This window comes from Streptomyces sp. NPDC003691, from assembly GCF_053981115.1.
Window position 1 is genome coordinate 271,779 of sequence record NZ_JBSFNQ010000001.1, and the last position, 12,618, is coordinate 284,396.

Genomic DNA, 12,618 nt, shown 5'->3' on the forward strand with positions numbered 1-12,618 from the left:
ATCCTGCTCAGCGTGGGACGGGGGCAGTTCCTTCGAATCGTTCGGCCGTCCAGCGCGCCATCTCGTCGCCGGCCAGGGTCGCGCCGGAGGGCATGCCGTCGTGCAGCGGGGCGCCGAAGTGCCGGCCGGGTACCCGCAGATGGGTGACGTCCGGGTGCGGGAGCAGTTCGGCGAAGCGCTTCGCGTCGGCGGGGAAGCATGCCTGGTCGCCGGTGAGTTCAATGAGCAGGGCCGGGACGGTGACCCCGGGGGCGCAGGCGGCGAGGTCGGCGCGGGCGGTGTTGGCGGACCAGGTGGAGAGCCATGCCTCGGGGGTGGTGAGCCGGCCGAAGCCGGTGATCCCGTAGTTGGTGAGGTCCGGCCTGCGTCCGAAGAGCGAGCCGTAGGGCCGGTCGTTGGGATCGAGGCTCAGGTCAACCGCCCGGAGGTCGGCGTCCGTGCGGTGGACGGTGATCACCCCCGTGGCCAGTGCCTCGCGCCGGTCGTGTGCTTCCTTCCCGGCGGCGTAGCGCCTCCGCGCCCGGTTCGCGGTGTCGACGCGCTCCCGGGCCACGGCGTCGATGCGTGCGATCCGGTCACGCTGGGCCCGGCGGTAGCGCTCGACGAACTCCGCCGGGTAGGAGGACGGTCCGGGTGGTGCCGCGAATCCGTTGGCGGGGTGGTAGGGGTCCAGTTCGGGATCGGCCGAGAGCGGGTCCCCCTCGTCGGTGACCGACGGGTCGATGACGCGCTGCAGCAGGGCGCCCTGTCCCGGATGGGGAGCCATCATGATCAGCCCGTCCGCCATCGGGAGTTCGGTCTCGGGGAGCGGGATCAGCTTCCCGCCGGGGGTGCTGTCCAGCCGGGAAGCGGGGGGCAGCGCCGCCTGCTGGAGGTAGAAGGCGGCGAGGGCCGCCCCGCCGGAGTGGCCGACGGCCACCACGTTCCCGAAGCCCTGCCGGCGCAGGAACACCTGCCCGGCCGCCATGTCGAGCAGCGCCTGCTCGTGGAGGAGCGTCAGGTCGTTGCCCGTCGACCGGGCGCCCTGGGTCCAGACCGCGAAGCCGTGCCGCAGCAGCTCGGGGACGAGGACGTGGTGGGAGAAGTCCTGACGGGGGTGCATGAGGAACGCGACGGTGGCGGCGCCGGGCACCGTGCGGAGCAGGCCGTGCACGGTGGCCCCGTCATGGGTGGTGAGCTGGTGCGCGCTGGTACGGGTCCGCTCGGGGAGGTCCGCGGGAGCCTGGTGGCGGCCGGCTCCCAGTGAGGTGGTGGTCATCGCGCCTCCACCCGCAGGGCGTCCTTGTCGTGCTGGGTGATGACCGAGTCCTCCAGACCGGCGACGGCGCTGTACCAGACCGCGTGGCGGCAGCCGGTGGCCCGCCGGTCGATCACGATCGGTCCGGCGGCGGTGATCCGGAAGTAGGGGCCGACGCTGTCGACGGTGTTGGCCGGGTCCTGCCGGGCGACCGTGACCACACCGTCGTTCTCGGGGACTTCGAGTACGTAGAAGCGGGCCATGGTCACACCCGCTCCCCGTGGATCAGGTGCCGGTCCGGACGGCCCGCCTCCCAGGCGGCGGCCCGTTCGGCGATCAGCTCGGCCTTGCGGGTCAGCAGCTGGTCCATCGACGGCGACTCCCCCGCGGTGATCTCGCAGAGCGCCTGGATGGTGAGTTCGGCGTCGAGGTCCTCCTGCGGGGTGACCGGCCGCAGTTGGCGGGTGATCTCCAGCATGTAGCCGTTGGGGTCGTGGGTGTAGATCGACTCGATGGTCTCGTGCATGACCTGCATCTCCACCGGCCAGTCCGAGTCGTCCAGGCGGCGCCGGTACTCCAGCAGGTCTTCCTCGTCGGCCACATTGAGGGCGATATGACGGGAGTTGCGGAAGAACTCCGGCGTGTCGTGCGGCAGCCGGGCCCAGGCGTCCCCGGGCGCGGTCGGGTCTCCGGCGGGCTGCCATCCGAAGTAGTAGAAGAACGCCAGCCGGTCGCCGTTGCCGATGTCGAAGAAGAAGTGGATGAAGTCCGGGTGCCGCTCCGGGCCCCAGCCGGCGGCGCAGATGGAGTGCACGACGGGGAACTTGAGGACATCGCGGTAGAAGCGGACCGTGGCGCCCGGGTCGAAGGTGGGGAAGGCCGCGTGGTCGACTCCGCGGACCCGGTGTACGGGCCTGGGGGCGGCGGCCCGGCTGCTGTCGGACATGGATGGTTCCTCTCGGGGGACGGGGGTGTTCAGCTCCGGGACACCGCTGCCGGGCGGTCCGGGACGGCCGCGTCGGCCATGAGCAGGGAGCCCGCTCCCGGTACGCGTACCGGGAGGCCGAGGCCGCGCAGGATGGCGTGGGCGCCGGCGGTGGCCGCGGAGAGCACGGGCAGTCCGAGTTCGTCCTCGGCGGGCTGGATCAGGTCCAGGGACGGCATCTGCACACAGCAGGAGAGCACCAGGGCGTCGACCCCGGTGAGGTCGAGATCGCGGGCGGCGTCCATGATCCGCTCCCCCGGGATGCAGCCGACCACGGCGTTGTCCGCCACCTCCAGGGCGCGCCAGTCGGCGACCTCGAAGCCCTCGGCCTCCAGATACTCCACGACCTGCCGGGCCAGGGGCTTCAGATACGGCATGACCAGGGCGATACGACGGGCGCCCAGCTCGGTCAGGCCGCTGATCAGGGCTCCGGCACTGGAGAGGACCCTGGTGTCCGAGCCCCCGGAGCCCAGCTGTTCGGCGATGCGGAACTCGGCCTCACGGTGATGGCCTGGGCCCATCGCCATGATCGCGACCAGGCAGGCGTACAGCGCGACATCCACGCCCGCGTCGCCGATCTCCAGGACGCAGCGCTCGCGCTGCGCGTTCATGGCGCGCAGCTCCGCGGGGGTGACCGAGTGCATCCGCATGCGCGAGCCGTGGAACGAGAAGTCCGCTCCGGTCTGCCGCAGGATCCTCGGGATCTCGGTCTCGACGGTCACATTGGTGCTCGGCACGATCAGGCCGATGCGATGGAGGGAGGTCATGGCTCTCCTTACGTCTCAAATCGAGTTTAGACATGAATGTCGAATTTTCAACACTCGCGTCAGAGATGGGTGTGCTGAATCGCCGAACGGCCTGGTGAGGATGGTGTGGCCGCGGCCGCGCGGGGTCGGCGCGGCAGGCCGGATCAGCCGGGGAGGGCGCCCGCGTCCGCCGACGCGGAACCGGAGGTCACAGCGGAGGGAAGCGCCCCGTGGCGGTGCTCACGGAGCACCCTGGAGCACACGCGGCCCGGAGCGGGCCGGTGAGATCAGCGCTGCGGGTCGAGGCGGTCCAGGAGGACCCGGATCTGCTCCACGGTGCGGGCGGTCTCGACGTGCGCCGCCGAGGAACGCTCCGCCGCGACCATGGCGGTGGCCAGGTCGGTAATGGTGTCGACCACCGCGTCCACGTCGGAGCCCCGGGAGAACCACCAGGCCACCCAGTTGCACATGCCGAGCAGCGACAGGGCCGTCGTACGGGCGTCGGTGGCGCGGAACTCCCCGGTCTCGATGCCCGCCTCGACGACGGTCACGATCTCCCGGAGGACCTTGCGCTTGGCCTCGCGGTGCTCGGTGCCCGCGGGCTCCGGCAGTACGGTCTCGGAGCGGTCGAGGATGCGGAACTGGTCGGGGTGCTCGGCTCGCTGGCGCACCAGCAGCGACACCACGGTCGTCAGCTTCTCGGTCGGCGAGAGGTCGGCCCGGCCGGACAGCTGCTCGAGGACCTCGGCCAGCCCGCGGCTCACCTGCTCGACGAGCATGCCGAGCAGCTCTTCCTTGCTCCGTACGTAGTTGTAGAGCCCCGGCCGGGAGATGCCGAGCGCGGTGGCGATGTCGAGCAGCGAGGTCGACTCGTAGCCCTTCTCCGCGAAGAGCTCGGTCGCCTTGTCCAGGAGCTCGGAGGTGACGAGCTGCCTGCTCAGGGCGGAGCGGTTCGTCCTGTTCGCCGCTGCCTTCGCCATGCCGGGAGTATAGCCAGGACGTGCGGCGGTCACGGCGCCGCTCATGGGTGCACCACGAAGTCGGCCCGGCCGGCGGCAACGGTGGTGGCGGCCAGTGGCCGCTCCCCCTCGGGCAGCGCGACCCCGACCGGACGGCCGCCCCGCAGACGGAGCCGCTCGGCCATGTCGATCCGCGCGGCGACGGCGTCCCGGTCCGACGGGCCCGTGACCAGGATCGGCGTACCGCCCGTACCGTTCAGCCGGGCGAGGGCCGCGTCGGCGGCGGTGTCCCAGACCTCGGGGTCGGTCCAGGTCAGCTCCTGGACGGTGGTGACGGCGTCGAGTTCCTGACGGGACACCGTCCGGCCCGGCAGCGTGAGCCCCGGCTCCCGGAGCGGGCGGGTCAGTACCCAGGCGTCGAACTCCTCCGGCCGCTCCGGCACCGGGCCGCCGAGCCGCGCGAGCGCGCGCCGGGTGCTCGCCGGCTGTTCGGCGGCGAAGTCGGCGAGGGTGAGGTTGCCCGAGCGCGTCATGTACGAGACGGCGAGTTGCTCGGCGGGCCATGGTGCTCGGACCCGGTAGCTGTCCCACCATGCCTGGCTGCGGTGGGCGAGCTTCTTGAACCGCTCCACCGGGGGTCGTCTGGTCCGTTCGTAGGCGGCGAACGCGGCCGGGACGGACGCCTCACCGGTCAGCGCGTCGGCCAGAGCGATGGCGTCCTCGAGCGCGAGCTTGGTGCCGGAGCCCAGGGTGTAGTGGGCGGTGTGTGCCGCGTCGCCGAGCAGGACGATGTTGCCGGTCGACCACCGGTCGAGGGCCAGATCGGTGAACCTGCTCCAGCGGGTGCGGTTGGTCAGCAGCGGCCCGCCGCGCAGTTCGGCAGCGAAGGCCCGCTCCAGCAGCGCCACGCTCGCGCGGTCGGTCTCCCCCGGGGGGACCTGCGCGTCGAGTTCGCCGAGCCCCGAGGACCGCCAGGTCACCTCGTCGACCTCGATGAGGAAGGTGCTGCGGTCCGCCGCATACGGGTAGGCGTGGGCGACGAACAGGCTGTCGCCCCGTGCGGCCGCGGAGAAGAACGCGGAGTCCACCGCGAATGCGGCCCCGCACCAGACGAAGCGGGAGCGTCCGGTCTTCGCCCGGACACCGAACTCGGCGGCGTACTTCTCCCGGGTGGCGCTGCGGACCCCGTCGGCGGCGATGACGACATCGGCGTCCACCGACGCCGCGTCCGCCGGCACGCCGGTCCGTATCCGGACCCCGGCCGCGGCGGCGGCCTCGCCGAGGATGTCCAGCAGCCTCGCCCGGCCGATCGCGAGATTGCGGGCGCCGTGCAGGGTGACGGTGTCCGCGCGCCCCCGCAGCTCCAGGCTGTGCCCGGCGTACGAGGCGTGCCGGAGCCGCTCCGCGGTCTCGGGGTCGGCGGATTCCAGATTGCGCATCGTGGATTCGGTGAGTCCGACGCCGAACCCGAAGGTCTGTGCCGAGCCCTCCATCCGTTCATGGACCACCACATCGAGACGGGGGTCCTTCAGCCTGAGCAGCCGCGCGGCGTACAGCCCGGCCGGGCCGCCACCGATGATCTCCACACGCCGGGTCATCGGCTCTCCCCCGTCTCCTCGGTCAGCTTCCGCTCGATATCGCCGCGCAGGGTCTTCTTCGACACCTTGCCCACATTGGTCAGCGGCAGCGTGTCCACGATCTCCACCCGCTCGGGCAGCTTGTACCTGGCCACTCCCAGATCCAGCAGATGCTCGCCGAGGGTGGTCACGGTCAGCGGCTCCGCCCCCGGTTCGAGGACGAGATAGGCACAGCCCTTCTCACCCAGTACGGGGTCCGGCATGGCCACCAGGGCGGCAAAGCTCACCGAGGGGTGCTGGACGATCAGCTCCTCGACCTCCTCGGCGTGGATCTTCTCCACCCCGCGGTTGATCACGTCTTTGATCCGGCCCTCGATGGAGTAGAAGACCCCGTCCGCGGTGATATGACGGCGGGCCAGATCACCGCTGCGGTAGAAGCCGTCCACGGTGAAGGAGTTCCGGTTGTGCTCCGGCGCCCGGTAGTAACCGCGGATCGTGTACGGTCCGCGGGCCGCGAACTCGCCGATCCCGCCGTCCTCGACCTCGTCCTCGCCGCCGGGCTGGAGGATCCGGACCTCGTCGCCCGGGGCGATCGGCGCTCCCACCGTGTGGTGGCGCACCTCCTCCGCGGCCTGCGGCGGCGTCAGCATGAACATGCCCTCGGCCATGCCGAACATCTGGCGGACCCGGATCCCCAGCTCGTCCCGCAGCCGCTCGGCGATCTCGGCCGGCAGCTTCTGCCCGCCCACCACGAAGTCGCGTACGCAGCTCAGATCGGTGCGACGGGCCTCGGGCGATTCCAGCAGCCGGATGGCCAGCGCCGGCGGTACCAGCGGCAGGATGTCGGGCCGGTGCTCCTCGACGAGGTCCAGCAGGCTCGTGATCTCGGCGGACGGAGCCAGGACCAGGCAGGAACCGGCGAGGACGGCCGGCTGCACGGCCAGCGAGAGACCGGCGTTGTGCATGACGGGCAGCGGGTAGAGCAGCCGGGAGTCCGGGCCGTATCCCATCGCCTCGGCCCACGCGCGGGAGTTGTAGGCGTACTCCTCGTGGAGCCGGGGTGCGATCTTCGGCAGACCGGTGGTGCCGCCGGAGAGCTGGAAGACGGCGATGTCGTCGGGGAGCACCGTGGTGTACGGGAGCGGCTCACCGCCGTGCCGCCGGCCGGCCGAGACGATCCCCTCGTAGGAGTGCCCGCCGGAGGAATCGTCCCCCCGGGCGACGACTACCGATGCGACGCTCCCCCGCTCCAGCAGCTCTCGCGCCTGGCCGAGGAGCCGGCCGTCGCGGAAGTCGGCCTGGGTGATCAGGAATCGGGCGCCGGTGTGCTCGGCCAGGAGGCCCACCTCCCGTACCCCGTGCTGCGGCAGTGTGCACACGGGCCGGGTGCCTGCCAGCAGACACCCCAGATAGCTGATCACGGTCTCGGCCGTGTTCCCCATCTGGAACATCACCGCGTCGCCGGGGCGGGCGCCGGCCCGGCCGGCGAGGCCCGCCGCGAACGCGCGGGCCTCGCCGAAGAGCCGGTCGTAGGTCCAGGTGCCCTCGGGGGTCACCAGAGCGGGGCGGCTCGCATGCTCGCGGGCCGCGTGCTCCAGCTCCGCGGGGAGGGTCTTCCCCCGCCACCAGCCGTGGGCGCGGTACCGCGCACGGCTCTCGTCGTCGTAAGGCACCAGGTCCGGGCCTCCGGCCCGGTGCTCTCTCACCATGGATGACATGCCATTCAGGCTAGCGACGCGAACGACGAAAGCGCAACACTCATGTCAGAATTTCGACACCGATGTCATCAAGGGGTATCGATCACGACGTACAGGCGCGCGATCCTGCCGTCGCCCACCAGGAGCACGTCGCGTCCGGACGCCTTGACCGGCCCGTCGGGCGCCCCCAGCGTCCAGCTGTAGGTGACGAGGTCCTGCGCCTGCTGGACCGGCCCCGAGCGGGTGATCACCGTGCCCGGGAGCTGCTCCTGAAGTCCGGAGATGGCGGCGTTCATCCCCTCGTGCCCCCGGTGGGCGGCGCCCGGCTCACCGATGAACACATCGGGCGAGTAGACCTTCGCGATCAGGCTGTCGCGCTCGGCTCCCGCGGACGAGTTCCAGGCGGCCAGATGCGCGGTGACGACACCTTCGACCGAGTCCTCCATGACGTTCCTCCATCGTTCGTTTCGCTGCGTTGGACGCACAGGGGTGTTGCGGCCGCCCACCGGGGGCGGCACGGGATTCGGCGGACCGGCCGGGACGGCCGGGCACTCCGCCGGCGACGGGAACGAGGACAGGCAAGTGTCCCGAGCCCGGCGCCTCGGTCACGGCCTGTGATGATGACATGGCGATTCCCCTTCCCCGACCCGTTCGCTATGGACCGTCCGGGTGGATTCCTGCCGATATCGCCGAGGGGTGGAGCGAAGGCACGGCCCCGCCGGTGCGTACCGGGGCGGCGGTGCGGGCGACGATCTCCCCGACGGTGACGCCGGGTGCGGTTTCCACGAGGGCGAGGCCGTCCGGGGTGATGTCGAGAACACCGAGGTCGGTGATGATCCGGTGCACGCAGGCCGTGCCCGTGAGGGGCAGCGTGCACTCCCGGACGATCTTCGGGGAGCCGTCCTTGGCGGTGTGCTCCATCAGGACGATGACCCGGCGGGCGCCGTGGACCAGGTCCATCGCGCCGCCCATGCCCTTGACCACCCGTCCCGGGACCGTCCAGTTGGCCAGGTCGCCGCGGGCGGAGACCTGCATGGCGCCCAGGACGGCGGTGTCGATGTGGCCGCCGCGGATCATGGCGAAGGAGAGGGCGGAGTCGAAGAAGGAGGCGCCGGGCAGGACGGTGACGGTCTCCTTTCCCGCGTTGATCAGGTCGGGGTCGACTTCGTCCTCGCGGGGATAGGGACCGGTGCCCAGGATGCCGTTCTCGGAGTGGAGCACGACCTGCACACCGTCGGGAAGGTGGCCGGGGATCAGAGTGGGCAGACCGATACCGAGGTTGACGTAACTGCCGTCGGCGAGCTCGGCGGCGGCGCGGGCGGCCATGCCGTCACGGGTCCAGGGCATCAGACGCGCACCGTCCTCTTCTCGATGTGCTTCTCGGCGGCCTCTTCGGGGGTGAGCGCGACGATCCGCTGCACGAAGACACCCGGCAGATGCACCCGGTCCGGGAGGAGGTCACCCGGCTCCACCAGCTCCTCCACCTCGGCGACGGTGATACGGCCGGCCATGGCGGCGAGCGGGTTGAAGTTGCGCGCGGCCCCGGCGAAGACGAGATTGCCGTGCCGGTCGCCCTTCGCCGCACGGACCAGGGCGTAGTCGGTGGTGATGCCCCGCTCCAGAACATGGGGCACGCCGTTGAACTCCCGTGTCTCCTTGGGCGGGGACGCGACGGCGGCCGTACCGTCCGGTGCGTACCGCCACGGCAGTCCGCCGTCGGCGACCTGGGTGCCGACGCCCGCCGGGGTGTAGAAGGCGGGGATTCCGCTGCCGCCCGCCCGGAGCCTTTCGGCGAGGGTTCCCTGGGGGACGAGCTCGACCTCCAGTTCACCGGACAGGTACTGACGGGCGAACTCTTTGTTCTCGCCGACATAGCTGCCGGTGACCCGGGTGATACGGCCGTCGGCGAGCAGGATGCCCAGGCCCGCTCCGTCCACCCCGCAGTTGTTGGACACCACGGTCAGCGCGGTCGTGCCCTGCCGGTGCAGCGCCCGGATCAGGACGCCCGGTATGCCGCTGAGGCCGAACCCGCCGACGGCTAGCGAGGCCCCGTCACCGATGTCACCGACTGCTTCGGCCGCGCTCGGGTAGACCTTGTCCATGGTCAGGTCCCCTCTCCTGGGCTCGTGATGCGGCCGGTCACCTCGCCGAGACCGATGCGGATGCCGTCCGGCCCGGGCGCGGTGGCGGAGATCGTGATCTCGTCGCCGTCCTCCAGGAAGGTACGGGTGCTGCCGTCCGGGAGGCGGAGGGGCTTCTCGCCGTTCCGGGTCAGCTCGATGAGCGAGCCGTATCCGGTCTCGTCCGGGCCGCTCACGGTTCCGGACCCGTAGAGGTCCCCCGTCCGGGTGGACGCCCCGTTGACCGTCATATGGGCCAGCATCTGGGCCGGCGTCCAGTACATGGCGGCATACGGCGGCCGGGAGACGAGATGGCCGTTGAGCCGGATCTCCAGTCCGAGGTCGAGGCCCTGCGGCCCGGCGTCGGCGAGATAGGCGAGCGGCTGCGGGGAGCGCTCCGGGGGCGCGGTCCAGGCATGGGCGAGCGCCTCCAGCGGAACGACCCACGGGGAGACGGAGGTGGCGAACGACTTGCCCAGGAAGGGCCCGAGGGGGACGTACTCCCAGCTCTGGAGGTCACGGGCCGACCAGTCGTTGAGCAGGCAGAGACCGAAGACCCGGTCGGTGAAGGCGCCGACCGGGACGGGCCGGCCGAGCGGCGAGCCCGTCCCGACGACGAAACCGACCTCCGCCTCGATGTCGAGCCGCTGGGACGGGCCGAACACCGGGGTCGCCGCTCCCGGGGGCCGGTGCTGGCCCCGCGGGCGCGGCACCGGCGTACCGGAGACCACCACGGTGCCCGACCGGCCGTGATAGCCGATCGGCAGGTGCTTCCAGTTCGGTGTGAGCGGCTCGGAGCCGGGCCGGAACATCCGGCCGAGGTTGGCCGCGTGGTGCTCACTGGCGTAGAAGTCCACGTAGTCGCCCACGTCGAACGGCAGATGCAGCCGGACCGTGCGAAGCGGGTGGAGCAGGGGCGTGACGCGGTCCCGCTGCCGGGGTTCGGTGAGCAGGCGCCGGATGTCGTCGCGTACGCGGCGCCGGCGGTCGCGGCCCCGGGCCATGAAGGTGTTGAGAGCGGGTACCCGGAAGTCCGGGTCGTCCAGGGCGGGCGCGAGGTCCAGGACGTGGTCGCCGACGCGTACGCCCACCCGGGGTGTCTCACCGGAGCGTGAGAACACCCCGTAGGGAAGGTTGTCGACTCCGTACAAGGAGTCGTGGGGGAGGTCGAGCGGGCTCATGTGTCGGTTCTCTCCGGTGCGGTGGCGGTGGGGCGGAGGCCGGGGCCGGCCGGGGCCGCCGTCACGGGGCGGGCTCCGCCGCCCAGCTCCAGGCGTAGCCGGGGTCGTCGACGGCGGCGGCGTCCTCTCCGAGGTGGAGGGGCCGGAAGGTGTCGACCATGACGGCGAGTTCGTCGAAGTAGTCCCGGCCGATGCTGCGTTCCTGCGCGCCGGGCTGGGGTCCGTGCGCATGGCCGCCGGGATGCAGGGAGACCGACCCCTGGCCGATGCCGGAGCCCTTGCGGGCCTCGTAGTCCCCGCCGCAGTAGAACATCACCTCGTCGGAGTCGACGTTGGAGTGGTAGTACGGCACGGGGACGGCCAGCGGGTGGTAGTCGACCTTGCGCGGTACGAAGTTGCAGATCACGAAGCCGTCGCCCTCGAACACCTGGTGGGCCGGGGGCGGCTGGTGGATCCGCCCGGTGATCGGCTCGTAGTCGGCGATGTTGAAGGTGTACGGGTAGAGGCAGCCGTCCCAGCCCACCACGTCGAACGGATGGTGGGCACAGGTGTAGCGGGTCCCCGCGATCCCGTCCGCTCCCCGGTGTTTGACCAGTACGTCGACGGGGCCCGGGTGGTCGGCGAGCAGCGGGGCCCCGGGCCCGTGCAGATCGCGTTCGCAGTAGGGAGCGTGCTCCAGGAGCTGGCCGAACCGGGACAGGAAGCGCCGGGCCGGGGTGATGTGGGAGGCGGCCTCGATGATGTAGGCGCGCAGGGCTTCGTTGCCGCCGGGTACCCACCGGTGGGTGGTGGCGCGGGGCAGCAGGACGTAGTCCCCGGCCCGGACCGGGAGGGTACCGAAGACCGTTTCGACGACGCCTTCCCCGGACTCGATGTACACGCATTCGTCGCCGATCGCGTTGCGGTAGAGCGGTGAGGTCCGCCCCGCCACGGCGTAGGAGATGCGTACCTGGTCGTTGCCGAGGATCAGACGGCGGCCGGTGACCGGGTCCGTGGTCCGCCACTCCCGGCCGGTGGAGAGGCCGTGCAGGGTGAAGTGACGGGGAAGGAGTGGGTGGTTCGGCCGCAGAGTGCCACCGGGCGGTTCCCAGGGTGTCGCGGCGGTGATGGCCGAGGGGATGGAGCGGTGGTAGAGGAGGGAGGAGTCGGCGGAGAAGCCCTCCTCGCCCATCAGTTCTTCGTGGTAGAGGCTTCCGTCGGGGGCACGGTGCTGCGTGTGGCGCTTGGGAGGGACATTCCCCAGCTGCCGGTAGTAGGGCATCGGCGGTCTCCTTCGGTCCTGGATTTCCGGTCGGGGGAGGGCGGTTCAGGCGCGCCGCGGGCCGGCGTGAACCGGCCGGGCGGGGACGGAGGCGAGGAAGGATTCGACGAGGTGGACCAGGGCGAGCGGGGTCTCGTCCATCGCGTAGTGACCCGCGTCCTCCAGCACCGTGAGCCGGCTGTCGGGGAACCAGGACAGCACGGTGGCGCGCAGGACCTCGGCGGACAGCTCCGGGTCGTGGCGCCCGGCGATGAAGAGGGCGGGTACGGGGCTCCCGGTCACCCGCTGGTGGAAGTCCTCGCCGGCCCAGTCGGGCAGATAGGCTCCCATCGCCTCCCGGGTGGAGCAGGCGAGGGAGTGATCCACCATCGCGTCCAGCCACCGGCCGGGCAGCCGCTCGCCGGTGGTGCGGTCGATGATGGCCCGCCGGAGCGCGGGGTCGTCCTGCGCGCGGGTGAAGAGTTCCCGGGCGGTTTCGTCCAGTCCGGCGCCGGACGCGGGGACGGGCGAGATCCCCACGAGTCCGCGGAGGCGGCCGGGGACATCGGCGGCGAGCCGCTGGGCCACCTTGCCGCCCATGGAGTGGCCGACCACGGAGAAGGTCTCCCAGCCGAGGTGGTCGGCGAGGACGAGGGCGTCGGTGGCGATCTCCTCGACGGTGAACCTTCCCGGGACCGACCGGGCGGCTCCGTAGCCGCGCTGGTCGAGCAGGGCATAGGTGAAGGCGGACGCGTCGGCCCAGCGCATGAGCGGTGTGTAGGAGGTCCGGTCGCCGAACCAGCCGTGGAGCGCGATCACCGGATGGGGGCCGTGGCCGTGGACCTCGTGGGGCGGGACAGAAGGCATGTCACTCCT

Annotated in this window: 13 protein-coding genes; all 13 read right to left on the reverse strand. The window is 71.5% G+C overall.

The genetic code is table 11. The features are described 5' to 3' along the window. Positions 1-7 precede the first annotated feature (7 nt). The 13 genes from ACWDR0_RS00980 to ACWDR0_RS01040 all read right to left on the reverse strand — a co-directional run bounded on the left by ACWDR0_RS00980 (position 8) and on the right by ACWDR0_RS01040 (position 12,609). On the reverse strand, positions 8-1,258 hold the full coding sequence (locus tag ACWDR0_RS00980; RefSeq protein WP_456349441.1) for a hypothetical protein: 1,251 nt from the start codon (positions 1,256-1,258) through the stop codon (positions 8-10). Then, positions 1,255-1,506: a hypothetical protein gene (locus ACWDR0_RS00985; RefSeq protein WP_456349442.1), complete on the reverse strand. Its 252-nt coding sequence runs from the start codon at positions 1,504-1,506 to the stop codon at positions 1,255-1,257. The genes ACWDR0_RS00980 and ACWDR0_RS00985 overlap by 4 nt, the downstream gene beginning before the upstream one ends. Further along, the gene (locus ACWDR0_RS00990; protein WP_456349443.1) at positions 1,503-2,183 is read right to left on the reverse strand and encodes a VOC family protein; all 681 of its coding nucleotides are present in this window, start codon (positions 2,181-2,183) and stop codon (positions 1,503-1,505) included. Before ACWDR0_RS00990 ends, ACWDR0_RS00985 begins: the two co-directional genes overlap by 4 nt. A 29-nt stretch (positions 2,184-2,212) precedes the next feature. Continuing rightward, complete coding sequence (locus ACWDR0_RS00995) at positions 2,213-2,989, reverse strand: maleate cis-trans isomerase family protein (protein WP_456349444.1); 777 nt, start codon at positions 2,987-2,989, stop codon at positions 2,213-2,215. 266 nt (positions 2,990-3,255) lie between these two features. Next, the gene (locus ACWDR0_RS01000) at positions 3,256-3,948 is read right to left on the reverse strand and encodes a TetR/AcrR family transcriptional regulator (RefSeq protein WP_456349445.1); all 693 of its coding nucleotides are present in this window, start codon (positions 3,946-3,948) and stop codon (positions 3,256-3,258) included. 41 nt (positions 3,949-3,989) lie between these two features. Then, the gene (locus ACWDR0_RS01005; protein ID WP_456349446.1) at positions 3,990-5,525 is read right to left on the reverse strand and encodes an FAD-dependent monooxygenase; all 1,536 of its coding nucleotides are present in this window, start codon (positions 5,523-5,525) and stop codon (positions 3,990-3,992) included. Continuing rightward, on the reverse strand, positions 5,522-7,222 hold the full coding sequence (locus ACWDR0_RS01010; protein ID WP_456349447.1) for an AMP-binding protein: 1,701 nt from the start codon (positions 7,220-7,222) through the stop codon (positions 5,522-5,524). Before ACWDR0_RS01010 ends, ACWDR0_RS01005 begins: the two co-directional genes overlap by 4 nt. Before the next feature lie 68 nt (positions 7,223-7,290). Further along, the gene (locus ACWDR0_RS01015; RefSeq protein WP_456349448.1) at positions 7,291-7,647 is read right to left on the reverse strand and encodes a nuclear transport factor 2 family protein; all 357 of its coding nucleotides are present in this window, start codon (positions 7,645-7,647) and stop codon (positions 7,291-7,293) included. 208 nt (positions 7,648-7,855) lie between these two features. Next, positions 7,856-8,548 carry a 3-oxoacid CoA-transferase subunit B gene (locus ACWDR0_RS01020; RefSeq protein ID WP_456349449.1) on the reverse strand — a complete coding sequence of 231 codons (693 nt, stop codon included), beginning with the start codon at positions 8,546-8,548 and terminating at the stop codon, positions 7,856-7,858. Continuing rightward, positions 8,548-9,303, reverse strand: coding sequence for a CoA transferase subunit A (locus tag ACWDR0_RS01025; RefSeq protein ID WP_456349450.1), 756 nt, complete (start codon positions 9,301-9,303; stop codon positions 8,548-8,550). The genes ACWDR0_RS01020 and ACWDR0_RS01025 overlap by 1 nt, the downstream gene beginning before the upstream one ends. A 2-nt stretch (positions 9,304-9,305) precedes the next feature. Further along, positions 9,306-10,502 (reverse strand): fumarylacetoacetase, encoded by a 1,197-nt coding sequence (gene fahA / locus ACWDR0_RS01030; RefSeq protein ID WP_456349451.1) that lies wholly within the window; start codon positions 10,500-10,502, stop codon positions 9,306-9,308. A 61-nt stretch (positions 10,503-10,563) separates the two neighbouring features. Next, entirely contained in the window at positions 10,564-11,763 is a 1,200-nt protein-coding gene (locus ACWDR0_RS01035) for a homogentisate 1,2-dioxygenase (RefSeq protein WP_456349452.1), read from the reverse strand. Between the two features lie 45 nt (positions 11,764-11,808). Continuing rightward, a complete protein-coding gene (locus ACWDR0_RS01040) occupies positions 11,809-12,609 on the reverse strand; it encodes an alpha/beta fold hydrolase (protein WP_456349453.1) in 801 nt (266 codons plus the stop codon). Positions 12,610-12,618 lie beyond the last annotated feature (9 nt).